Annotated in this window: 19 protein-coding genes; 13 read left to right on the top strand and 6 right to left on the bottom strand. The window is 68.4% G+C overall.

Annotated features, from left to right (window positions below):
- The 10 genes from C8K36_RS04930 to C8K36_RS04885 all read left to right on the top strand — a co-directional run bounded on the left by C8K36_RS04930 (window position 1) and on the right by C8K36_RS04885 (window position 10,101).
- Window positions 1-408, top strand: coding sequence for a globin (locus tag C8K36_RS04930; protein ID WP_181319361.1), 408 nt, complete (start codon window positions 1-3; stop codon window positions 406-408).
- Window positions 409-470: 62 nt separating this feature from the next.
- The gene (locus C8K36_RS04925; RefSeq protein ID WP_258195048.1) at window positions 471-2,075 is read left to right on the top strand and encodes a glycoside hydrolase family 13 protein; all 1,605 of its coding nucleotides are present in this window, start codon (window positions 471-473) and stop codon (window positions 2,073-2,075) included.
- Window positions 2,076-2,207: 132 nt separating this feature from the next.
- The gene (locus tag C8K36_RS04920; RefSeq protein ID WP_107983782.1) at window positions 2,208-2,981 is read left to right on the top strand and encodes an SDR family oxidoreductase; all 774 of its coding nucleotides are present in this window, start codon (window positions 2,208-2,210) and stop codon (window positions 2,979-2,981) included.
- A 132-nt stretch (window positions 2,982-3,113) separates the two neighbouring features.
- The gene (locus C8K36_RS04915) at window positions 3,114-3,827 is read left to right on the top strand and encodes an IclR family transcriptional regulator (protein WP_107983239.1); all 714 of its coding nucleotides are present in this window, start codon (window positions 3,114-3,116) and stop codon (window positions 3,825-3,827) included.
- Between the two features lie 236 nt (window positions 3,828-4,063).
- Entirely contained in the window at window positions 4,064-5,785 is a 1,722-nt protein-coding gene (locus C8K36_RS04910) for a bifunctional 3-(3-hydroxy-phenyl)propionate/3-hydroxycinnamic acid hydroxylase (protein ID WP_107983238.1), read from the top strand.
- 11 nt (window positions 5,786-5,796) lie between these two features.
- A complete protein-coding gene (locus C8K36_RS04905; protein WP_107983237.1) occupies window positions 5,797-6,654 on the top strand; it encodes an alpha/beta fold hydrolase in 858 nt (285 codons plus the stop codon).
- A 16-nt stretch (window positions 6,655-6,670) separates the two neighbouring features.
- A complete protein-coding gene (locus tag C8K36_RS04900) occupies window positions 6,671-7,612 on the top strand; it encodes a 3-carboxyethylcatechol 2,3-dioxygenase (RefSeq protein WP_107983236.1) in 942 nt (313 codons plus the stop codon).
- 71 nt (window positions 7,613-7,683) lie between these two features.
- Entirely contained in the window at window positions 7,684-8,916 is a 1,233-nt protein-coding gene (locus C8K36_RS04895; protein ID WP_107983235.1) for a cytochrome P450, read from the top strand.
- A 2-nt stretch (window positions 8,917-8,918) separates the two neighbouring features.
- Window positions 8,919-9,497: a TetR/AcrR family transcriptional regulator gene (locus C8K36_RS04890; RefSeq protein ID WP_107983234.1), complete on the top strand. Its 579-nt coding sequence runs from the start codon at window positions 8,919-8,921 to the stop codon at window positions 9,495-9,497.
- Window positions 9,498-9,579: 82 nt separating this feature from the next.
- Window positions 9,580-10,101, top strand: coding sequence for an FAS1-like dehydratase domain-containing protein (locus C8K36_RS04885; RefSeq protein WP_258195047.1), 522 nt, complete (start codon window positions 9,580-9,582; stop codon window positions 10,099-10,101).
- A gap of 6 nt (window positions 10,102-10,107) precedes the next feature.
- Here C8K36_RS04885 and C8K36_RS04880 read toward each other — a convergent pair whose 3' ends face one another.
- The 5 genes from C8K36_RS04880 to ettA all read right to left on the bottom strand — a co-directional run bounded on the left by C8K36_RS04880 (window position 10,108) and on the right by ettA (window position 18,332).
- On the bottom strand, window positions 10,108-10,788 hold the full coding sequence (locus C8K36_RS04880) for a hypothetical protein (RefSeq protein ID WP_107983232.1): 681 nt from the start codon (window positions 10,786-10,788) through the stop codon (window positions 10,108-10,110).
- On the bottom strand, window positions 10,781-11,248 hold the full coding sequence (locus tag C8K36_RS04875; RefSeq protein WP_107983231.1) for an acyl-CoA thioesterase: 468 nt from the start codon (window positions 11,246-11,248) through the stop codon (window positions 10,781-10,783). The genes C8K36_RS04880 and C8K36_RS04875 overlap by 8 nt, the downstream gene beginning before the upstream one ends.
- Window positions 11,245-16,110, bottom strand: a complete 4,866-nt coding sequence (locus tag C8K36_RS04870) for an NAD-glutamate dehydrogenase (RefSeq protein ID WP_107983230.1) — start codon at window positions 16,108-16,110, stop codon at window positions 11,245-11,247. The genes C8K36_RS04875 and C8K36_RS04870 overlap by 4 nt, the downstream gene beginning before the upstream one ends.
- A gap of 109 nt (window positions 16,111-16,219) precedes the next feature.
- The gene (locus C8K36_RS04865) at window positions 16,220-16,648 is read right to left on the bottom strand and encodes an acyl-CoA thioesterase (RefSeq protein ID WP_107983229.1); all 429 of its coding nucleotides are present in this window, start codon (window positions 16,646-16,648) and stop codon (window positions 16,220-16,222) included.
- Between the two features lie 4 nt (window positions 16,649-16,652).
- Entirely contained in the window at window positions 16,653-18,332 is a 1,680-nt protein-coding gene (ettA, locus tag C8K36_RS04860; RefSeq protein WP_107983228.1) for an energy-dependent translational throttle protein EttA, read from the bottom strand.
- 128 nt (window positions 18,333-18,460) lie between these two features.
- On the opposite strand from ettA, the gene C8K36_RS04855 reads away from it, so the two are divergent.
- From C8K36_RS04855 to C8K36_RS04845, 3 genes are all read left to right on the top strand, one after another.
- Complete coding sequence (locus C8K36_RS04855) at window positions 18,461-19,039, top strand: TetR/AcrR family transcriptional regulator (protein WP_107983227.1); 579 nt, start codon at window positions 18,461-18,463, stop codon at window positions 19,037-19,039.
- Window positions 19,040-19,211: 172 nt separating this feature from the next.
- Window positions 19,212-20,726 (top strand): GMC oxidoreductase, encoded by a 1,515-nt coding sequence (locus C8K36_RS04850; protein ID WP_107983781.1) that lies wholly within the window; start codon window positions 19,212-19,214, stop codon window positions 20,724-20,726.
- Between the two features lie 45 nt (window positions 20,727-20,771).
- Entirely contained in the window at window positions 20,772-22,073 is a 1,302-nt protein-coding gene (locus C8K36_RS04845) for an alpha/beta fold hydrolase (protein WP_107983226.1), read from the top strand.
- Window positions 22,074-22,083: 10 nt separating this feature from the next.
- Here C8K36_RS04845 and C8K36_RS04840 read toward each other — a convergent pair whose 3' ends face one another.
- Window positions 22,084-23,226, bottom strand: a complete 1,143-nt coding sequence (locus C8K36_RS04840) for an alpha/beta hydrolase family protein (RefSeq protein WP_107983780.1) — start codon at window positions 23,224-23,226, stop codon at window positions 22,084-22,086.
- Window positions 23,227-23,333: the final 107 nt, after the last annotated feature.

Below are 23,333 nucleotides of genomic sequence, written 5' to 3'. Positions count from 1 at the left end.
ATGACTGACACGAACCCCACGACGCAGCAGACCTTCTACGAGGCAGTGGGCGGAGCCGAGACGTTCCGCAAGCTCACCGCGCGGTTCTACGAGGAGGTGGCGAAGGACGAGATCGTCCGACCGCTCTACCCCGAGGAGGACCTCGGACCGGCCGAGCGCCGCATGCGCATGTTCCTCGAGCAGTACTGGGGCGGACCGCGCACCTACTCCGAGGAGCGCGGGCACCCGCGTCTGCGGATGCGTCACAATCCGTTCAAGATCGGCCCGATCGAACGGGACGCCTGGCTGCGCTGCATGCACGTCGCGATCGCGTCGATCGACGACCAGACCCTCGACGAACCACACCGCCGCGCCCTCGTCGACTACATGGACATGGCAGCGGCGTCGATGGTGAACTCGCCGATCTAGCGTCCGCGACACAACCTCATACCGGCGCTCCCGGCGCCGCCGATGCGGCACTATGAATCACTGTGACCACCGGTGAGGATCTGTCCGCCGCACACGAACCGGCCGACTCGCGTGCGTGGTGGACCGACGCCGTCTTCTACCAGGTCTATCCGAGGTCCTTCTCGGACTCGAACGGCGACGGGGTCGGCGATCTCGGCGGCGTCATCGACCGTCTGGGCTATCTGGAACTGCTGGGCGTGGACGCCATCTGGCTCAGCCCGGTCATGCGCTCGCCGATGGCCGACCACGGCTACGACGTCTCCGATCCACGGGACATCGACCCTCTGTTCGGCGACCTCGCCACGATGGACGAACTCATCGCCGAGGCCCACGCCCGCGGCATCAGGGTCACGATGGATCTGGTTCCCAACCACACCAGCGACCGGCACCCGTGGTTCCGGGAAGCACTCGCCGCCGGCCCTGGCAGTGCTGCCCGCGAGCGCTACATCTTTCGCGACGGCCGAGGGTCGGACGGTGCTCAGCCTCCGAACAATTGGCCGAGCATCTTCGGCGGCCCGGCCTGGACGCGCGTGATCGAATCCGACGGCACCGCCGGCCAGTGGTACCTGCACATCTTCGCCGCCGAGCAGCCCGACCTGAACTGGGACAACCCCGAGGTGTTCGACGACCTCGAGCAGACCCTGCGGTTCTGGATGCACCGCGGCATCGACGGCTTCCGAATCGATGTCGCGCACGGCATGGCGAAACCGGAGGGCCTTCCCGACCACGATTGGGACACCAACGCGCTGCTCCGCAACAGCGATGACGATCCGCGATTCAACAATCCGGCCGTCCACGAGATCCACCGCGGCATCCGGCGGATCATGAACGAGTACCCGCACGCGATGTCGGTGGGCGAGATCTGGGTCCGCGACAACGAACGGTTCGGCGAGTACATCCGCCCCGACGAGTTGCACCTGGGCTTCAACTTCCGACTCGCCGAGACGCCGTTCGACGCCGATGCGGTGCGCGCCGCGATCGAGAACTCGCTCGACGCCGTCGCCCGGGTCGGCGGCACCCCCACGTGGACGCTGTCGAACCATGACGTCGAGCGGGAGGTCAGCCGGTACGGGGACGGCGCTCGCGGGACCGCGCGCGCCCGCGCGATGGCACTCGTCGAACTCGCGCTGCCCGGGGCGTCGTTCATCTACAACGGCGCCGAACTGGGACTGCCGAACGTCGACCTTCCGGACGCGGCGTTGCAGGACCCGGTGTGGCAGCGGTCCGGGCACACCGAACGCGGCCGGGACGGCTGCCGCGTGCCGGTGCCGTGGGAGGGGACGCGGCCGCCGTTCGGCTTCTCGACCGAGCCGGACACGTGGCTGCCGATGCCGCCCGAGTGGGCGTCGCTGACGGTCGAGAGTCAACTCGAGGACGTCGGATCGACGCTGTCGCTCTATCGCGCCGCCCTCGAGCTGCGTACGATGCTCCCGGAGAGCTCGGGCGACGAAATCGATTGGTATGGAAGCCCTCCCGGGTGCTTTGCGTTCCGCCGCCGCGGGGGCCTGATCTGCGTCCTCAACGCCACGAACGCCGCGATCGAGCTGCCCCCGGGCAGTGTCGTGCTGTCGAGCGTGCCACTCGCCGACGGACTGCTCCCGGCGGATTCCGCCGCCTGGCTGGTCTGATCGATCGGCCCTCCCGCCCAGCGGGAGGACCGATATCGCCGTCCTTCGCGCCCTTTCTAGGGTCGTGGACGCGACGTGACCGGAGCGCCGCCCACGGCAAGTGACGACACGAATCGCTGGAAGGTGATCCACATGAGTGAATCCGCAATGCTGTCCGACAAGGTTGTTCTCGTCACGGGCGGCGCCCGCGGCCTGGGGGCCGCGTTCGCGCGCCGGATCGTCGACGGAGGCGGCAAGGTGGTGATCGCCGACGTCCTGGACGACGACGGGCGCGCCACAGCCGCAGACCTGGGCGACGCCGCCCGCTACGTCCACCTCGACGTCACCGACCCCGACGCGTGGCGATCCGCGGTCGAGGTCACGGTCGCCGAGTTCGGCTCGCTGACCGGACTTGTGAACAACGCAGGTGTGTCGACAGGCCAGTACATCGAGCACGAACCGGTCGAGCACTTCCGGCAGGTGCTCGAGATCAACCTCGTCGGCGTCTTCAACGGCATGCAGGCCGTCATCGCCCCGATGAGGGCTGCCGGCGGCGGGTCGATCGTGAACATCTCGTCCGCAGCCGGCCTGATGGGCCTCGCGCTCACCGCGGGCTACGGCGCCTCGAAGTGGGGCGTGCGCGGGCTGACGAAGATCGCAGCCGTCGAACTCGGCACCGACCGAATTCGGGTCAATTCGGTGCATCCCGGCATGACGTACACGCCGATGACCGCGGGTGTCGGAATCCAGCAGGGCGAGGGCAATTACCCCAACACCCCGATGGGCCGGGTCGGCGAGGCCGACGAGATCGCCGGTGCTGTGGGCTACCTGTTGTCGGACGCGGCGTCGTACGTCACGGGCGCCGAGATCGCCGTCGACGGGGGATGGACCGCCGGTCCGACCGTGAAATACGTTATGGGACAGTAGAAGCCGGCTACTGCTACACACCCCTCATGCCGACGCGGTGGCGCTTGTAGGACTGACCGGACCGGGGCGAGCTCCGGCTGAGTCGAGGACAGCATGCGAGGCACCCGCACACCGAGCGACATAAGGTGAGTTGTGGCCACAACCGACCCGAACCCGCAGACCACCCCGTCACCCACCCGTGCCGCCGGCACCCAGACGCTTGCACGTGGCCTGCATGCACTCGAGTTGGTGGCGAACTCCGCCGGCGGGCTGACTATCCAGGACGTCGCGGATCGGCTGGGTGTCCACCGCAGCATCGCGACCCGCCTGTTGGCCACTATCGCCGACCGCCGACTCATCAGCCGCGGACCGGACGGCCGCTACCGCGCGGCCGGCGGGCTGGCTGCCCTCGGCCGCGAGGTCTATTCCGGCCTGCGCCAGGTCGCGACCCCGCTGATGCAGACTCTCGCGGACCGACTCGGCGCGAGTGTCGCACTGTTCGTGGCCGAGGCCGACGACGCCGTCGCGGTGGTCGTCACCGAGCCCGCGAACTCGACTGTCCGAGTCTCGTTCCGGCAGGGCGGCCGGCATCCCCTCGACCGCGGCGCGGCCGGGTATGCACTGCTCACAGCGCTCCCCCCGCGCCCCGGCGAGGATCCCCGCGTCACCGAGGGGCGACGCACGGGCTACGTGATCAGCTTCGGCGAGGTCGAACCCGGCTATTGGGGTCTGGGTACCCCCTTGTCACACGCGGAGAACGAACCGGCGGCCTGCCTGACGATCATCAGCGCATCGAAGGAACTCATCGAGGGTTCCGTCGACGCAACCCTCGAGGCCGTGGCCCAGCTACGCCGGTACACCGCATGATGTGACCGTCGGGCGTCACACTCGATTCCCGCACGCACGAAACCCGCACCGAATGCATTCGGTGCGGGTTTCGTGCGTTCCGCCGCAGGTGGGTCCGCGACCGAGGAGACCGGGCTTGACACAGGGGGGCGTGTGCGTGTTCACATAGTGCATATCAACGTGCAACTAACGCTCACGAGCGCGCGGTATGCGCACATTCGGGGGCTCAGGGGCCGGCGCACCGCAGTGAGGAAGCCATGAACACCACCCACGACAGCGACGTGATCATCGTCGGCGCCGGACCCGTCGGTCTGATGCTCGCGAACATCCTCGGCATGTACGGCCGCTCGGTCACCGTGCTCGAGGCCCTCGACGACCTCGTCGACTATCCCCGCGGCGTCGGGCTCGACGACGAGTCCTTCCGGACCATCCAGACCGTCGGCCTGGTCGACACCGTGCGCCCGCACACTAATCCGCAGCACATCATGCGACTGGTCAACGGCGCCGGGAAGGTCATCCTGGTGAACAACCCGCAGACCGTCGAGTTCGGGTGGGAGCGCAAGCACGGCTTCATTCAGCCCGAGGTGGATCGTGCACTGTACGAAGGCCTTTCTCGGTTCGATGATGTGCGCGTCCTGTTCGGCCACCAGGTCGAGCACGTCGAGGAGGACGGCGACTCCGTGACCGCGATCGCCCGCACCACGGGTCCCGGCGGCGAGATCGAAGAGCGCCGGTTCCGCGCCCACTACCTGGTGGGCTGCGAGGGCGGCAAGTCGCCGACCCGCAAGCGCCTGGGTGTCACCTTCGAGGGCGAATCGCCCTCGACACGCTGGCTCGTCGTCGACGTGAACAACGACCCGCTCGGCACCCCGAACGTGTTCCTCGGCGCCGACCCCAAGCGCCCGTACGTCTCCATCGGGCTGCCGCACGCGGTGCGCCGCTGGGAGTTCATGCTCCACGACGGCGAGACCGAGGAGCAGGTCACCGATCCCGCGTTCGTGAACGCGCTTCTCGCCGAGCATGTTCCGGATCCGTCGAAGCTCGAGTTCATCCGCCGCCGGGTGTTCACGCACCACGGCCGGGTGGCGTCGAACTTCCGCAAGGGCCGCCAGATCATCGCCGGCGACGCCGCACATCTGATGCCGGTATGGATGGGACAGGGCTGGAACTCCGGCATGCGCGACGCGACGAACCTCGGCTGGAAGTTGACGGCCGTCCTGTCCGGGCAGGCCGGCGACGACCTTCTCGACACCTACACCGACGAGCGTAAGGACCACGCGCAGGCGATGGTGGACCTGTCGCTCACGTTCGGCAAGTTCATCAAGATCACCAACCCCGCGGCCGCTGCGCTGCGCGACGCCGCCTCGTCCGCACTGAACCTCTTCCCACAGGTCAAGAGCTACTTCGCCGACATGCGGTTCAAACCCATGCCGCGTTACACCCGCGGCGTGCTTGCCGATCCGACGACGCAGGCGTCGGGCCGAGCCGCGGCGCAACTGACCAGTCGGCTGGTCCCCGTCCGGACCGCCAACAGCACGGTGTCCCCCGTGGGTGTGCAGTTCCCGCAGCCCCGGGTGAACACCCGCGACGCCGCCGACGTCCTGCTCGACGACGCGATCGGCAACTGGTGGTCGGTGCTGGTGTGGGGCAACAACCCCCGGGATCTGCTCCCTCAGGAGTCGCTCGACAAGCTCGAAGCGCTGGGTGCCCGGCTGGTCGCGATGGTGCCCGAAACGCAGCGCGAGTGGGCCGAGCGCTACATGGGCGACGACGTCGTCGTCCTCGGTGATCACACCGGTCGATTGAAGAAGTGGTTCGACGACCGCCCGACCCCGATCGTCTTCCTCCGCCCCGACCGTTTCGTGGCCGGCGCCTGCCTGGCCCAGCACGCCCCCGCCACCCTCGACGCCATCCTCGCGGCGATGGCCTTCACCGGCCGTCCCGCGTCGGTCGCGTCTCAGCCGTCGCTCGCCAACTGAAGGAGACCACCGTGTCCGTCCCGACCCCCGACTACACGACCGACGCCTTCTTCGGACTCGACGACAAGTGGCTCGAGACCGCCGACGGCGAGCTGACCCACTACCACGAGCTCGGCGAGGGCACCCCGATCCTGTTCCTGCACGGCTCCGGGACCGGCGTGACCGCGGCCGCGAACTGGTGGCTGAACCTGCCCGAGCTGAGCCGCCACGGCCGCTGCATCGCGATCGACTCGATCGGCTACGGGCAGACCGTCGTCGCCGACGGCACCGCGTACGGCATCAAGGAATGGGTGCGCCATGCGGTCCGCGTTCTCGACGCGCTCGGTATCGAGAAGACATGGATCGTCGGCAACTCCCTCGGCGGATGGCTGGCGTTCCAGTTCGCCATCGACTTCCCCGAGCGCCTGCTGGGCATCGTGTCGATGGGCACCGGCGGCGCCAAACTGACAGGAGCACTTGCCGCGCATTCGAATCCGACCCTCACCGAGGACGGCATCCGCAAGACCCTCGAGATGTTCGTCGTCGACAGATCGCTGGTCACCGACGAACTGGTGTCGCTGCGCTACCAGTCGGCCCTCAACGACACCGCGTCCGATCGGCTCGCGGACGTCGTCGCGGCCCGCGACCGGGACCGCCACGCGCTGCCGCTGGACTTCGACGTCCTCGCCCGCCTCGACGTCCCGGTGCTGCTGATCCACGGCGTCCAGGACGTCGTCATCCCGGTGTCGCGGACGTGGGAGCTGCTCAATACGGTCCCCCACGCCGATGCCCACATCTTCAGCCAGTGCGGCCACTGGTCGCAGGTCGAACGGGCCACCGAATTCAACGAGGTCGTCGGCAGCTACCTCGTCCGCCACGCCGGGCGCTGACCGAAGGAGAACCGTCATGCCGCAGGCACTGCTGTGCATGTCGCACAGTCCGCTGCTCGACCACGCCGACCCGCCCGCCGATGTCGTCGCGTCAGTCCAGTCCGCGTTCGAGAACGCACGCGGGTTCGTCCGCGACTTCGACCCGGAACTGGTCGTGAACTTCGGACCGGACCACTTCAACGGGTTCTTCTACGACCTGATGCCGCCGTTCTGCGTCGGCTACCGGGCCCACGGCACCGGCGACTACGACTCGTTCGCCGGCGAACTCGACGTCCCCGAGGAGATTGCCGAGGACCTCGCCCAGTTCGTGATCGACCGCGGCATCGACCTTGCGATCTCGCGGCGCATGGAGGTCGATCACGGTGCCGTGCAGCCGATGGAGATCCTGCACGACGGTGATGCGTCCGCCCGGCCCGTGCTGCCGATCTTCGTGAACTCGGTGGCCCGGCCGTTCGTCCCGATGTCCCGCGTCCGGGCGTTCGGTCGCGTTGTCGGCGAGTACTTCCGCAGTGTCGATCGGCGGGTGCTGTTCCTCGGTTCCGGCGGACTCTCCCACGATCCACCGGTCCCCCAGTACGCGACGGCCACTGACGCGCAGCGCGAGTTCCTCACCGTGGGAAGGCATCCCACTCCAGAGGCGCGGGCAGCGCGACAGGTCAACACGATCGCGACGGCACGCCGGTTCGCGGCGGGCGAGGCCGACATCATGGACCTCAACCCCGAATGGGACCGCGGATTCCTCGAGGTGTGCCGATCCGGGCGCGTCGAGGACTTCGATCGCTACACCGCCGACGACATGGACGCCGTCGCCGGGCACTCCTCACACGAGGTGCGCACCTGGGTGGCCGCCTACTCGGCGCTGCACGCGTGCGGCGAGTACGACGTCACCTACGAGTTCTACCGGCCCATCCCGGAGTACATCGCGGGCTTCGCGGTCACTACCGCGAGCCTGCGCTGACCCGGCCCACCCTCGCCTCCCCCGCCCACACCGGGGTTGACAATATCCGTGATGTGTCTCACAGTCGAGACATGACCACGACTGTGTCCGGCAAAGCGTCCTACGTTCCCCGCTCCGGCGAGTCGTGGCGGGATCCGTGGGGCATGTACGCGGCGCTGCGCGACCACGACCCCGTCCACAACGTCGTGCCGGAGGAATCTCCGCAGGACGACTACTGGGTGCTCACCCGGCACGAGGACGTCTACACCGCGGCCCGTGACGCCGAGACGTTCTCGTCCGCCGAGGGCCTGACCACGACCTACGGCGAACTCGACAAGATCGGCCTGCGGGACAACCCGCCGCTGGTGATGCTCGACCCGCCGGTGCACACGCAGTTCCGCCGCCTCGTCGCCCGCGGCTTCACGCCCCGCCAGGTCGAGGCGGTCGAACCCGAGGTGCGCCGGTTCGTCGTAGAGCGGATCGAGGAGTTGCGCGACGCCGGCGAGGGCGACATCGTGACGGCGCTGTTCAAGCCGCTACCCAGCATGGTGGTGGCCCACTACCTGGGCGTGCCGGCGGAGGACCGCGGCCAGTTCGACGGCTGGACCGACGCCATCGTCGCCGCCAACGCGACCGGCGACCCACTCGCGGCCCAGACCGCGGTGGTCGAACTCATGACCTACTTCGGCGGTCTGATCGAACGGCGCACGGCCGACGCCGCCGCCGGCAACTCCGGCGACGACACGATCTCGCACCTGGTGGCGGCGGGTGTGGGTGCGGACGGCGACGTCTCGGGACTGCTGTCGATTCTCGGTTTCGCATTCACGATGGTCACCGGAGGAAACGACACCACCACCGGAATGCTCGGCGGCGCAGTGCAACTCCTCACCCAGCGCCGCGATCAGCGGGACCTGCTGCTCGGCGATCCGGGGCTGATCTCCGGCGCCATCGAAGAACTGCTGCGTCTCACCTCGCCGGTCCAGGGTCTGGCGAGGACCACCACGTGCGATGTCACGATCGACGACGTCACGATCCCGGCGGGCCGCAAGGTCCTCCTCGCGTACGGTTCCGCGAACCGCGACCCCCGCATGTTCGGCGAAGACTCCGAGGAACTCGACGTCCGACGGAATCCGAAGCAGATCATGACGTTCAGCCACGGCAACCACCACTGCCTCGGTGCCGCGGCCGCGCGGATGCAGGCCCGGGTCGCGCTAGAGGAACTGCTCGCCCGCTGCCCCGACTTCGAGGTCGACATCGACGGCGTCGAGTACGCCGCCGGCAACTACGTCCGGCGCCCCACCCACGTTCCGTTCCGAGCCGGATGACGATGTCCACCAAGACATCCGGCGCATGGCTTCACGACGAGCGCGCCGAGGCCGCCGCCGGGAAGATCCTCGACGCGGCAGCTGAGCTGTTCGTCGAGCGCGGAGTCTCGACGACGGGCATGGCCGATGTCGCGACGGCGGCGGGCTGCTCCCGGGCGACGCTGTACCGCTACTTCGAGAATCGCCGGGCCCTGCACCGCGCTTTCGTGCATCGCGAGGCCCGGCGCCTCGGCGAGCGAATATCTCGAGCCGTCGCCCCGATCGCCGATCCCCGTGATCGGGTGACCGAGGCCGTGCTCATGTCGGTCCGCGAGGTCCGGTCCACGCCCACACTGGCCGCATGGTTCGGACTGGGCGACGCGGGCCTGGCCTCGGAGCTCGCGAGCACGTCCGAGGTGATCGAAGTGCTCGGCACCGCGTTCCTCGCCGGCATCTGGAACGCCGACGACACCGAGATCGCCCGTCGCGCGCGATGGTCGGTGCGCGCGATCGTCTCGCTGCTCACGGTGCCCGGAGACGACGACACCGACGAGCGTGCCATGGTCGAGCAGTTCCTGGTGCCGGTGCTCCTGCCGACCTGAGTGGGGTCCTCTGTAACGCTTCGGGGCGTCCCGCCGGATACACGGACGGACGGATCAGTCGGGGACGCGAGGGAGCATGGCCATGGGTACACGGAACGCCGCCTGTCGGGAATCGATCTCGGGGGTGCTCCAGCCGGGTCTGGTACTGCGGTCCGAGGACGACTACGTCGTCGGACGGGAGAAGGTGCGTGAGTTCGCCCGCGGGATTCTCGCCATGGATCCGGCGCATCACGACGTCGATGCCGCCCGACGGGCGGGCTACGCGGACCTCGTCGCCCCGCCCACCTTCACCGCGGTGGTGACGGCCACCCTGATCCGGGACATGCTGACCGATCCGGACTCCGGGATCGACGTGAGCCGGCAGACACCGATCCACGTGAACGAGAAGATCACCCTCGCGGCCCCCATCCTGGCCGGCGACGTCCTCACCGCATCGCTGACGGTCACCGCCGTGAGCGAGCGTGGCGGCGCCGTCTTCCTCGACACCGAGACCAGCCTGCGCACCGCGGCGGGCGAGCTGCGGTCGACGGTGCTGACGTCGATCCTGCTCACCCCCCACCGCGAGCCGGCGCACTCCGAACCGGAACTGGTCGGAGCCCACTGATCCGGTTTACGCCGTGAACAGCGGGATCGCCCCGGTCCGCCGGGCGTAGACCGAGCCGAACCGCGCGTCGAGCCGCAGCCACGACGGTGTGGCCCGCACGCGCACGATCTCGCTCTCGGCGATGGCGTCGACGTCCGTCTCCGCCGTCGCGGGGCGGCCGTCCGCCAGGGGCACGAAACCCATTCCGGTGAGCGCGAACACGGTCCGCATCGAGACTGCCACCTCGCTCCCGCCGCCCTCCACCTCGAGCACCTTCTGCTCGAGCAGCGACGTCGGCGGGCCCTGAGCGCTACCGTGTTCCTTCGCCAGCGCGGCGCCGCGCTGCGCGAGTCCGAGCAGGATCCGGGCGGGAATGTCGTCCACGTGTACGAACCCGGACTCCGGCGGGAGGGCACCGCGCCATGCCGAGTCCATCGCGAAACCAGGATCGATGTCCGTGGAGTTCCCGCTGAGCGCCTGCAGCAGAACGTCGCCGGCCGCGGTGGTGTCCGACGGACGGATGTCGCCGGCCACCACACGGGTCGCCAATGCGTCGAATCCCGTCGGCGCCCAGACCGACACACGTCCGTCCCCACGCCTCTTCATCCGGATCACGGCCGACTCGTCGAGTCGCACTGCGTGCCCGACGAACACGGCGAGGTTCGCACGGTCCGCCGGATCGGGAATCGTCAGAACCCTCTCACGCACGCCGCCAGCGCTCCAGGTATCCCCGCTCAGCGGGTGTCAGGCGGCGCAGACGCTGGGTGCCGATGTCGAACGCGGCGATCTGCGTCGACGCGACGATCGCCGGCGGTGTCGTCGGGTCGGCGCCTCCGGGACGCACCTCGTACGCGATCGTGAAGTCGACGGCGCGGATCTGCTCCACCCACATGAGCACGTCGAGCGGGCTGTCCCCGTGCCGCAACTGTCCGCGATACCGGACGTGCAGATCCGCGATGACCGCGCCGTCGCGCAGGGTCACGGTCGGCGCGTGGTCCTCGAACAGCCACGGGATCCGGGCCTCCTCGAGCAGTGTCACCATCCGCGCGTGGTTGACGTGCTGGAACGCATCCATGTCCGACCAGCGGACCACGACCTTCGTGTGGAACCCCACCGGCTGCGCGCCGACGACGTTCCCGTTCCGCACGGCATCCTGCGAACCGCTCACCTTCCGACCTCCGATCTGGTGCCCACACCCCGCACCATGCTGCGTACCTGACGCGCCGCCACCGACAGCGTCGCGAGGTCCAGCGTTCCAGACTCGAAGATCTCGGCCAGCGCGGACCTCGCCCTGGACAGTCGTGAGGCGTTGGTCGACTCCCAGTAGTCGATCTTCTCCGCAGGCGTCTCGTTGGGCTCGCCACCGACGAGGACCTCGAGGGTGAGCGAGCGCAGCGACCCGTACAGGTCGTCGCGCAGCGCCAAGCGGGCCAGCGAATGCCAGCGGTCGCCGCGGGCCAGATCGGAGACGGCGGTGAGCAACCAGTCGATGCCGAGATGCGCGTCGAGCGCGAAGTACAGTTCGGCCACCTCGACGCCGTCCCGCTCGCAGATGTCGGCGATGTCGATGATGTCGAGGAGGCAGAACAGATCGAGCAGCCGATACACCTCGAGCGCGAGTTCGCGCGGCGCGCCGTCCGCGATCGCCGACCGCGATCGACGCTCGAGATCGGTGACGTGATGCCCGCGCAGCCAGCCCGGCACCATCGGGGCCAATCGTCGGAACTCGCTGGAGTAACGACTGATCTCGGCGCCCACCGCGATCGGCTGCGGCCGATTCGACAGGAACCAGCGCGACGCCCGGTCCAGCACCCGCCGCGACTGCAGCATCAGCACGTCCGACACCTCCGACGGGATGTCGGTCGTACCGACCCGCGACCACACGTGGTGGAGTTCGAAGATCGCGGTGACGGCCGCGTATGCACGGATCGAGTCCGTGCTCGACGCCCCGGCATCCTCCGCGAGCCGGAACGCGTATGTGATCCCGCCGTTGTCGATGGACTCGTTCGCGAGCATCGTCGCCACGATCTCGCGCCGCAGCGAGTGCGCCCGGATGGCCGTGCCGAACCGTTCCTGCAACGGCGCCGGGAAGTAACCGGGCAGTCGGGCCGCGAAGAAGTCGCTGTCCGGTAGCTCCGTGGCCAGCAGATCCTGTTCGAGCGCCAGCTTGACGTGGGCCATCACGGTCGCCAGCTCCGGGGAGGTCAGTCCGCCGCCCGCCTGAGCCCGACGATTGAACTCGGCCTCGGTGGGCAGCGCCTCGAGCTTGCGGTCGAGCCCGTGGTGGGCGATGAGGGTGGCGATCAGACGGCGATGGACCCCCAGCATCTGCGGCGCGCTCGCGCGGGACATGCCCAGCTGATCGTTCTGGGCGATGTTGTCTGCCAGCACCAGTCGCGCAACCTCGTCCGTCATCGACGCCAGCAGCGGGTCCCGCTCCACGAGGGGCAGGTCGCCACTGCTGACCACCGAGTCGAGCAGGATCTTGATGTTGACCTCGTGGTCGGAGCAGTCGACTCCCGCCGAGTTGTCGATCGCGTCGGTGTTGATCTTGCCGCCGTGCAGCGCGTACTCGATGCGTCCGAGTTGTGTCACACCGAGGTTGCCACCCTCCCCGATCACGCGGGCGCGCACGTCCGCACCGTGCACACGCACCGCGTCGTTGCTCTTGTCCCCCACCGACGCATCCGACTCGGACGACGCCTTGATGTACGTTCCGATGCCGCCGTTCCACAGCAGACCGACCGGCGCCTGCAGAACGGCTTTGACGAGATCGGGCGGTGACATCTCGGTCACGTCGTCGCGCAGACCCAGCGCCGCCCGCACCTGCGGGCTGACGGGCACCGACTTCGCGGTCCGCGCATACACGCCGCCGCCCTCGCTGATGAGTGTCCGGTCGTAGTCGTCCCACGACGACCGCGGCAGCGCGTACATGCGCCGGCGCTCGGCGAACGAGCGCGCCGCGTCCGGGTTCGGGTCGAGGAAGATGTGCCGGTGGTCGAACGCGGCCACCAGTCGGATGTGCTCGCTGAGCAGCATCCCGTTACCGAACACGTCGCCGCTCATGTCACCGATCCCGGCGACCGTGAAATCATCTGCCGCAACGTCGATTCCGAGTTCCCGGAAGTGTCGCTTGACGCTCTCCCACGCACCCCGGGCGGTGATGCCCATCTCCTTGTGGTCGTAGCCGGCGGAGCCACCGGAGGCGAACGCGTCACCCAGCCAGAATCCGTACTCGGCGGCCACCCCGTTGGCGATGTCGGAGAAGGTGGCGGTGCCCTTGTCTGCCGCGACGACGAGGTAGGTGTCGTCGTCGTCCCGTCGGACCACCCGCTCGGGCGGCACGACCGTGCCGGTGACCCGGTCGACGTTGTCGGTGACGTCGAGCAGTCCGGAGATGAACATTCGGTAGCAGTTCACCCCCTGATCCCGGACCGCCTGCCGGTCGACTGCGGGATCGCCCGTCGGCGCCACCGGTTGCTTGACGACGAATCCGCCCTTGGCTCCGACGGGGACGATCACCGCGTTCTTGACCGCCTGAGCCTTCGCCAGCCCGAGGATCTCGGTGCGGAAGTCCTCGCGGCGGTCCGACCAGCGCAACCCGCCGCGCGCGACGGGACCGAAGCGCAGGTGGACGCCCTCGACGGTCGGCGAGTACACGAACACCTCGAACTCCGGGCGCGGCTTCGGGAGTTCGGCGATGTGTCCGGGCGCGAACTTGAGCGAGAGGTATTCGCGCGCGCCGCCGTCCGCGGCGTGCACGAAGTGGTTGGTGCGCAGGGTCGCTCGAACGAGCCCGAGCAGTGCGCGCAGGATGCGGTCGACGTCGAGGCTGACGACCTCGTCGATCGCGCCACGCAGCTCGTGCTCGAGGGCCTTCGATCGTTGCGCCGACGCGAAGTCGGGGTCGAACAACGCCTCGAACAGTTCGACGAGCAGCCGGGCGACCTCCGGATGCGCGAGCACCACCGACTCGATGTGCCCCTGGCTGTAGGCGAAACCGGCCTGCCGCAGGTACTTCACGTACGCGCGCAGCACCGACACCTGCCGCCAACCCAGGCCCGAACGCAGCACCAGTTCGTTGAACCGATCCGCCTCGCAACGGCCGTACCAGACCGCGGCGAACGCCTCGGTCAGACGGTCGCGCAACTGTTCGTCGGGCCCGCCATCGCTCATACCGGCGGCTGCATCCCGCAACAGCTCCGGAGGAACGGCGAGCCCGAATTCGTACAGCCAGCACTGGAGCCCGTCCGGGCGCCGGACGGAATAAGGCCGCTCGTCGAGCACCTCGACACCGAGACTGTGCAGCGCCGGAAGGACGTGGGACAACGAGATTCCCTCGCCCGGGAAGTAGAGCGCGAACTGCCACCTCCACGACGGGGCGGGCGGGTCGTGGTGGATCCGCATGTCGATCGAATCCGCATCGAGGCCGGCGAACCGACTGATGTCGACGAGCGCCTCGGCGGCGTCGAAGTCCTCCTTGTAGGCCTCGGGAAGCTCCGCCGCGTACCTCGCGGCGACGGCCGGGTCCACGTCGGGGTCCGCCGCCACGGCGTCTGCGAAGTGGTCGTCCCAGCTGCGACTCGCTTCGGCAAGCAATCCCTGGATACGGAGCCGATTCGCTTCCGAAGTGTCCACGCGCCCGTCACGAGCGCCCGGTGGCTTCCGAATCGTCACGTGCAGCATCGCGAGGTCTCCCTCGGACACTCGGGCCGTGTAGTCGAGCGATCCACCGCCCAACTCGTCGAGCAGGATCTGCTGCATCGCCAGTCGCACCCTGGTCGTGTACCGGTCCCGGGGCAGGTACACCAGACACGACACGAATCGTTCGAAGCTGTCCTCACGCATGAACAACCGCACCTGCCGGCGCAACCCGATGTTGAGAACCGCGGTCATCGTTTCGAGCAGTGCGTCGGCATCGATCGAGAACAGCTCGGTGCGCGGAAACGACTGCATCACCTCGAGCATCGCCTGGCCCGAGAAGGAGTCGATGCCGAAACCGGCGCGCTCGATCGCGGTACGCACGCGCCGAGCGATCACAGGGATCTCCAGGACGTTCTCGTGCAGTGCCGTCACCGTGAACACCCCGAGGAACCGGTGCTCACCGACGATCGAGCCGTCGTCGTCGAGAATGCTGACACCCACGAAGTAGGGGTACACGGACCGATGCACCGTGGCGGGCGCCGAACCCTGCGTCAACACCAACAGCGGATGATCCGGCATATCCACTGTCAGTGGAATTTTGATGTGCTCGTCGGCGTGAGCCTCCGATCGCAACACACCCAGTCCGCTCTCCTGGATCCGCCGTGTGCGCTGATCGCCTCCGCGTTCATAGCGGCGGTAGCCGAGCACCGTGTAGTGGCCGTCGGCGAGCCAGCGCAACAGATTCGCACAGTCCCGCAACTCGTCTTCCGACCGACCGGGTGGCGGATTCTCCGCTCGTACATCGAGTTCGGCAGCGACTGCGAGTTGCAGTGCGCGCATGGCAGCGGTGTCCGCGACGACCTGTCGGACGTCGGACAGCACATCGCCGATGGACGACTCGAGCGAATCGAGCACCTCGTCCTCGGTGGCGCGATGCAATTGCACGTGCATCCACGACTCCGCGAGCGCGCCGTTCGGCAGGTCCCGGATCGGGATGCCGGACAGGACTTGCTCCAGTGTGCCGTCGAGGCTCCTGCGTACGCCGAGGATCGGGTGGGCAACCTCGCTGATCGACGCGCCGAGTCGGCCCAGCAGCGCGGTCACCGACTCGACGAGTAGCGGCATGTCGTCGGCGACGATCTGCAGGGCGGCGCCGACGCCGGTGCCGTCGGACGGGCGGTGAACGCGTGTCACCGCGACGCCCGGCGCGCGACGGTAGGCGAGCAACATGTGCTCCCGGATGATCGCGTACGCATTGCGGTCCAGGACACTGTCGGCCTCGCCGGCTGAGGTATGACGGAAGTAGACCGCCGCCACGTCCGGTAGGCAGGCCCGCAGGTCGGCGGGCAGTGTGAGAGACCAGTCGGAATCCACAGAATCCGTCATCGCGACGCTCCGTCCCTGTTCGAGGTCACCGCGGTTGGCTCACTGGCGAGCCTAACCGCGGCGACCCCGAGTCGCGTGGAACTCCGCCGCGTCCGGGTCGGTCCGGAACCTATGCAGGCGCGATAGCAGGAAGGTAGCGCCCGAGGACCTCACGCTCCGAGTCGGAGAGAACGCGTGAGGACTGTGCCCGCGAATCGAAGCCCACCATGACGGCGTCCCCCGTTGCGCAGACGTTGCCGGCCGCGTCCGTGACCACGTGCCGGAGCGTGAACGACGACGTGCCCACGCGCACCACCGACACGTCGACCCGGACATGGCCGGACGTGTCGGTGATGGGGCGCAGGAACTCGACGTCCATCCTGCGCACCACCACAGCCCGGGACGCGGCGCCCACCGACGCCGCCCCGTCTACCAGGAAGAGCGAACGCGCCTCCTGCATGTACTCCACGACGCGGGTGTTGTTGACGTGACCGAGACGGTCGGAGTCACCCCACCGGACCTGGATGTCGCAGCCGTAGACCTCCGACGCGGCGGGCATCGGGTCAGTCCCGGGTCAGCTTGCGGTGCGTGACGCGGTGCGGACGGGCGGCGTCGGGGCCGAGACGCTCGACCTTGTTCTGCTCGTAGCCCTCGAAGTTGCCCTCGTACCAGTACCAAGCAGCCTCGTTGTCGCCGAAGCCGCCTTCCCACGCCAGGATGTGGGTACACGTGCGATCGAGGAACCAGCGGTCGTGCGAAATCACGACGGCGCAGCCCGGGAACTGCTCGAGCGCGTTCTCGAGCGAGCCCAGGGTCTCGACGTCGAGGTCGTTGGTGGGCTCGTCGAGCAGGATCAGGTTGCCGCCCTGCTTGAGCGTCATCGCCAGGTTGAGGCGGTTGCGCTCACCACCGGAGAGGACTCCGGACGGCTTCTGCTGATCGTGACCCTTGAAACCGAACGAGCTGATGTAGGCACGCGACGGCATTTCGGTCTGACCGACGACGATGTGATCGAGTCCGTCGGAGACGACCTCCCACACCGTCTTGTTCGGATCGATGCCCGATCGGTTCTGGTCCACGTAGCTCAGCTTGACCGTCTGACCGATCTTGACCTCGCCGCTGTCCGGCTCCTCGAGACCGACGATAGTCTTGAACAGCGTGGTCTTGCCGACGCCGTTGGGGCCGATGACGCCGACGATGCCGTTGCGCGGCAGCGTGAACGACAGATCCTTGATCAACAGGCGGCCGTCGAAGCCCTTGTCGAGGTGGTTGACCTCGACGACGACGTCGCCCAGTCGCGGCGGGGCCGGGATCTGGATCTCATCGAAGTCGAGCTTGCGGGTCTTCTCGGCCTCGTTCGCCATCTCCTCGTAGCGATCGAGACGGGCCTTGTTCTTGGCCTGGCGAGCCTTGGCACCGGACCGCACCCAGGCCAGCTCCTCCTTGAGGCGCTTCTGGAGCTTCTGGTCCTTCTTGCCCTGCACCTCGAGGCGGGCGGCCTTCTGCTCCAGGTACGTGGAGTAGTTGCCCTCGTACGGGAACAGGCGGCCACGGTCGACCTCGCAGATCCACTGCGCGACGTGATCGAGGAAGTACCGGTCGTGGGTGACGGCCAGGATGGCGCCGGAGTAGGCGGCCAGGTGCTGCTCGAGCCACAGCACGGACTCGGCGTCGAGGTGGTTGGTGGGCTCGTCGAGCAGCAGCAGGTCGGGCTTGCTCAGCAGCAGCTTGCACAGCGCGACGCGGCGCTTCTCACCACCGGAGAGGTGCGTGACCATCTCCTCCGGCGGCGGGCAGCGCAGGGCGTCCATCGCCTGCTCGAGCTGCGAGTCGATCTCCCACGCGTTGGCGTGGTCGAGCTTCTCCTGAAGGGTGCCCATCTCCTCCATCAGTTCGTCGGAGTAGTCGGTGGCCATCAGCTCGGCGATCTCGTTGTAGCGCTTGAGCTGCACCATGGTTTCGCCGAGACCCTCCTCGACGTTCTCGCGAACCGTCTTGGTCTCGTCCAGGTGCGGCTCCTGCATCAGGATGCCGACCGTCGCGCCGGGAGCGAGGAACGCCTCACCGTTGCCCGGCTGGTCCAGCCCGGCCATGATCTTCAGGATGCTGGACTTACCGGCGCCGTTCGGGCCCACCACACCGATCTTGGCGCCCGGGTAGAAGCTCATGGTGACGTCATCGAGGATGACCTTGTCGCCATGCGCCTTGCGCACCTTCTTCATCGTGTAGATAAACTCAGCCACCCAAAGGCTCCAATCTGGACCGGAAAAGTGCAGCTCACCGGCTGCGAGAACGTACGACTCGCCAGCCAGCCTACCGCGCCCGACCCACAGCCCTCCCGCACGCGCGACCGGTACCCGATAATGACCCGGTGCGGTCACGGAAGAAGATCTTGGACGCCACGGTCGGATTGATCGGGCGCGCCGGATTCGAGGGCGTCAACATCGCTGCGGTGGCTGCCGCCGCGGGCGTGACACGCCAGACCGTGTACTCCATCTTCGGCACGCGCGAGGACCTCGTCTCGCAGGCCGTCGCGGGACTCCTCGTCGACGTTCTCGGTGACATCCGTGCCCGCCTCTCGACGGCGCACTCGCCCGTCGCGTACGTCGTCGAACTCGTCGTCGCGGGGCGCGCCGCGATCCGCGACGTGCCCGTGCTCGGCGCACTGCTCCACGCGGGAGACGGCAATCCTCTGTTCGACCCGGGGATGATCGCACGCGCCAAACCGATTGCCCGCGAATTGCTCTCACCGATCCTCGAGTACGAGCCCGCACTCGGAGACCGACTCGACGACATCGTCGAGATCGCCCTGCGCCTGGGTATGTCCGTCGTGATCTTCGACGACGACGCCGTCCACGCCGACGACGACCTGCGCCGATTCCTCACGCGCTGGCTGGCACCGGCGATGACCGTCGAACCGGTGGGCCGCGCCGACGGCTCCAGTTCTTGACACTCCCGCCGACAAGTGTCTAGTTTTAGCTCGCTCTCCGGAGTGAGTCGGATCACTCCGCGCGGCTGACCACCCGTCCGCCCTGGGCTGAAGGGACCGTTCATGCGCTTACAGCGCACGAGGGGACCTTCGAGTGCTGCCGACCACTGCGTTCCAACTGGGGGGATTTGCCGTGTCCGAGATCAAGAGAAGGTCGTTCCTGACCGCCGCTGCCGCCAGCGCCGTGGGGATCGCGCTGGCTGCGCCGGGCGCGGCACGCGCCGCGGGGATCGCCGCCCGCGTCGACCGCATTCCGCTCACTCGTGAGGATCACCGCGTGATCGTGATCGGCTCCGGGTTCGGCGGCGGAGTGACCGCGCTCCGGCTTGCCGAGGCCGGTGTTCCGGTCCTGGTGCTCGAGCGCGGAATGCGCTGGCCCACAGGGCCTGTGGTCGTCGAGCCCTACACCGGACTTGTCGAGGCCGTTCCGGGCGACAACATCACAGCCCTGTGCGCGGCAGGAGTCGGCGGCGGCTCCCTGATCTACCAGGGAATGTCGCTGCAGCCGTCGGAGGCCGTCTTCACCACGCACTTCCCCGGCGGGATCGACTGGGCGGAGATGGACCGGGTCCACTACCGCCGGGTCGCCCGGATGCTGGGACTTGCCGTCGCGCCCGACGAACTCGTCGACACCCCCAGCTACCTCGCGCCGCGGATCTTCGCGCAGAACATCGAACGTGCCGGGCTGCCCCTGTCGAAAATCCCGATGCCGATCGACTGGAACTACGCGCTCGACGAACTGCGCGGGCTCATGAAGCCGTCGTACACCAACGGCGACGGCGCACTCGGCGTCAACAACGGCGGCAAACACTCCGTCGACGTCACCTACATCGCCGCCGCCGAAGCGACCGGGAACGTGACCGTGCGGACGCTGCACGAGGTCACCGATGTCGAGCGGGCGCCGGACGGCCGCTGGACGGTGTACGTGAACCGGATCGACACCTCGGGCCGGGTCCTCGAGAACAAGATTCTCACCACGAACGCTCTCGTGATGGCCGCCGGCAGCGTGAACACCACGAAGATGCTGGTGCGCGCCGCCGCGCAGGACCGGATCCCCGACATGCCCGACGCGCTGGGCGGCGGCTGGGGCACCAACGCCGATCGGATCTACGTGTGGACCGACCCGACCCGCGAGTTCGGGGTCACGCAGGGCGGTCCGGTGGTCTACGGCAGCCTCAACTGGGACGACCCGCGCTCTGCGCACACCGTCATCCAGGCCTCGATACCGTCGCTGTCGGTGGACGTGCGCAGCACGATGCTCGTCGGCTACGGCGTGAGCGAGGGACGCGGCAGCTTCGTGTACGACCCGGCCAGCAGCGACGCCGTCCTGCGCTGGCCCCGGGAAGGCGACTGGGTCATCCAGAACGGCCACATCGGCCCGACGGTCCGCGCGATCGCCGGTCCCACCGGCATCCTCACCGACACCACCGCGATCGCCCCGTCCACATGGCACCCGCTCGGCGGCGCGAACATGGGCGCCGTCTGCGACCTCGAGGGACGCGTGCACGGCCAGCGCGGCCTGTATGTCCTCGACGGCGCCCTGATGCCCGGGAACACCGCCGCGTGCAACCCGTCCATGACGATCGCTGCGATCGCCGAGCGGGCCCTCGATCGCGTCGTCGCACGCGACGTGGGCGACGTCATCTGACGGCACACCCCTCGCCGCTCGCCCTCCGGACCGAAAGGCCTCGCCATGAACAACTCTCGAACGTTGCGCGCCACCGTCGCCGCACTGACGTGCTGTGTTGCCGCCACACTCGTCCTCACCGCGGCCGGCCCCGCTGCTGCCGCGCCCGACTTCTACTCTCCGCCGGCGCAGATGCCGGCCACAGCGGGCGACATCGTCCACACACAGCCGATGCCGATCTTCGCCACACTCCCCGAATCCAACGGGACCTGGCCTGCGGCAGCGCAACTCGTGATGTACACGTCGCGCCTACAGGACGGCACCCCGACCGCCGTGACGGGCACCTTCATCGACAGCACGCATCCGTGGCGTGGTACCGGACCCCGGCCGACGGTAGTCATCGCGCCCGGAACCTCCGGGCAGGGCGACCAGTGTGCGATGTCGCGTGCGTTCTCCACGGGCCTGAGCGCGGGCATCGACCCGCTGTTCCTCTCGGCGAATCAGGAGGCGCCGTCGGCCGCGCTGTGGTCGTCCCTGGGCGCGCGGGTGTTCGTGACCGACTACATCGGCCTCGGCACGCCCGGTGTCCACACGTACGTCAACCGGGTCGAGCAGGCCCACGCCGTGCTCGACGCTGCCCGCGCCGCGAACGAACTCGGCGGTAGTGGTGACGCGACACCGATTGCGCTGTGGGGCTATTCGCAGGGCGGCGGCGCCACCGCGGCGGCCGCCGAACTCGCGGCGTCGTACGCCCCCGAGTTGAACATCAAGGGCACCTGGGCCGGCGGTCCGACCGCGGATCTCGAGCAGGTGCTGGCCCGGATCGACGGCAACCTCATCGGCGGTGCCATCGGATTCGCCGTCAACGGCTTTGTCGCGCGCTACCCGGACCTGCAGTCGGTGGTGCGGGAACGACTCACCCCCGAAGGCCAGGCGACGCTCGACGCCATCGGCACCGAATGCATCGCCGACATCATCGTCAGACGCCCGTTCCTGAAGACGGGCGCCTACACCCGAGACGGGCGGCCGCTGCTCGACAACCTGCGCGACGTCCCCGATACCCTGCAGGTTCTCCGCGACCAGCGCATCGGCGCTGTCGCACCCCGCGTCCCGGTCCTGATCACCAGCGGCCGCAACGACGACACCGTCCCCTACGACCAGGCCCGGCAGCTGGCCGTCGACTGGTGCGAACGCGGTGCGAACGTCACCTTCCGCACCAACGAACTGCCGCCGATCCTGCCGGGCACCACCTTCGGCAACCACTTCGGACCGCAGATCGAGGACGCGTACGTCGACGGCGAACCCGTCCGCTACCTGCTCGACCGCCTCGACGACGTCCCGACCGCACCGGGCTGCAGCATCACCTGATCGATCGCGATCACAGTCGCTGCCGGACGAACGGCGTCGAGTCCGGCAGCGACGCGGCCATGGTCCCGTCGTGGTTCGTCGGATAGGTCAGGTAGGTGGCATCGACGCCGGACAGTCGCAAATCGGCGATGAGCTTGAACGACAGCGGCGCGGGGACCACCGTGTCGAGCAACCCCTGCGCGATGAACAGTGACCGGTCGTAGCCGCTGGTGGGCACGCCGAGATACTGGGTGAGGGCTGCATGCATCGGCGCATCGCCGAGGGACCGGGTCAGTAGGTCACCGACGGACACGCCCTTCACCGCCTCGGCTTGCGCGTCGTAGCAGAGAATTTCGGCCGCGTCCACGAGTTCCCGACCTCGCGGTGTCAAATAGCTGTTCACGTCGACCTGCGGCATCGTGGCGCGCATCCCCGCGAGGATGTACGTCGCGAAGACGCTGAGCCCGTCGAGCCCCAGGGGCGGAATCCACGGACCACCGATCGAGAACGCGGACTCCAGGTTCGACGGCGCCCCTGTGGTGACCGCGCCGCGGAAATCGAGTTCGGGTGCGTATCGGGTGGCCTCGTGTGCCGTGAACAACGCGGCGTGCCCGCCTTGCGACTGGCCGATCGCCATCCACCGCGGCGACAGTTCCGGCACCACAGCGCGCCCGGCGCGCACCATGTCGATCACGGCGGTCGCCTCGGACGCGCCCTCCAGGTATGGGTGCACGCCGGGCGTGCCGAGACCGATGTAGTCGCTCGCGACGATCGCGTATCCCTGGGACAGCCAGTGCCCCAGGTAGTTCGCGTCGCGCTGGCTGCGCGGATTTCGAGAGGGAGCACAGGCGTCGCCGAGCCCCACGGTGCCGTGCGCCCACGACACCACCGGCCAGCCGCCTTCGGGAGGGATGCCCTGCGGGACGAAGACCACACCGCTGCTCGACGCGGGACGGCCGGCCGCATCCCGCGTCGAGTAGGTGATCCGGTACTCCCGCGCGGTACCCGGCAGTCCGAGTCCGGGAGGCAGGGGCTCGACCGTCTGCACGCTCCCGGCCACGGGTTCGGCGGTCACTCCGCCCGCCGACGCCGTCGCCGGCACCAATGTGGCGAGGGCGATCACTGTTGCGATCGCCGTCGCACGACCTCGGAACCCCGTACTCGCTCGACGCATCTTCACTCCCGAACATCGTGATCTTCAGGTGGAGTCGGCCCACCATAGCGTCGGGTCGGCCCGGTCGTGCCAGTTCGGAGATCCCGAGGACGCGAGTCGCGCGCGGG

The sequence above is a fragment of the Rhodococcus sp. OK519 genome, assembly GCF_003051005.1.
In the GTDB taxonomy this organism is placed as follows: domain Bacteria; phylum Actinomycetota; class Actinomycetes; order Mycobacteriales; family Mycobacteriaceae; genus Prescottella.
The sequence above is the reverse complement of the archived record's forward strand: the minus strand, read 5'-3'. Positions and strand labels throughout refer to the sequence as shown.

What these genes read in the sequence shown, in the direction of transcription:
- C8K36_RS04930 (WP_181319361.1), top strand. Translation starts at nt 1, where the DNA reads ATGACTGACACGAACCCCACGACGCAGCAGACCTTCTACGAGGCAGTG.
- C8K36_RS04920 (WP_107983782.1), top strand. Translation starts at nt 2,208, where the DNA reads ATGAGTGAATCCGCAATGCTGTCCGACAAGGTTGTTCTCGTCACGGGC.
- C8K36_RS04910 (WP_107983238.1), top strand. Translation starts at nt 4,064, where the DNA reads ATGAACACCACCCACGACAGCGACGTGATCATCGTCGGCGCCGGACCC.
- C8K36_RS04900 (WP_107983236.1), top strand. Translation starts at nt 6,671, where the DNA reads ATGCCGCAGGCACTGCTGTGCATGTCGCACAGTCCGCTGCTCGACCAC.
- C8K36_RS04895 (WP_107983235.1), top strand. Translation starts at nt 7,684, where the DNA reads ATGACCACGACTGTGTCCGGCAAAGCGTCCTACGTTCCCCGCTCCGGC.
- C8K36_RS04890 (WP_107983234.1), top strand. Translation starts at nt 8,919, where the DNA reads ATGTCCACCAAGACATCCGGCGCATGGCTTCACGACGAGCGCGCCGAG.
- C8K36_RS04885 (WP_258195047.1), top strand. Translation starts at nt 9,580, where the DNA reads ATGGGTACACGGAACGCCGCCTGTCGGGAATCGATCTCGGGGGTGCTC.
- C8K36_RS04870 (WP_107983230.1), bottom strand. Translation starts at nt 16,110, where the DNA reads ATGACGGATTCTGTGGATTCCGACTGGTCTCTCACACTGCCCGCCGAC.
- C8K36_RS04865 (WP_107983229.1), bottom strand. Translation starts at nt 16,648, where the DNA reads ATGCCCGCCGCGTCGGAGGTCTACGGCTGCGACATCCAGGTCCGGTGG.
- C8K36_RS04845 (WP_107983226.1), top strand. Translation starts at nt 20,772, where the DNA reads ATGAACAACTCTCGAACGTTGCGCGCCACCGTCGCCGCACTGACGTGC.
- C8K36_RS04840 (WP_107983780.1), bottom strand. Translation starts at nt 23,226, where the DNA reads ATGCGTCGAGCGAGTACGGGGTTCCGAGGTCGTGCGACGGCGATCGCA.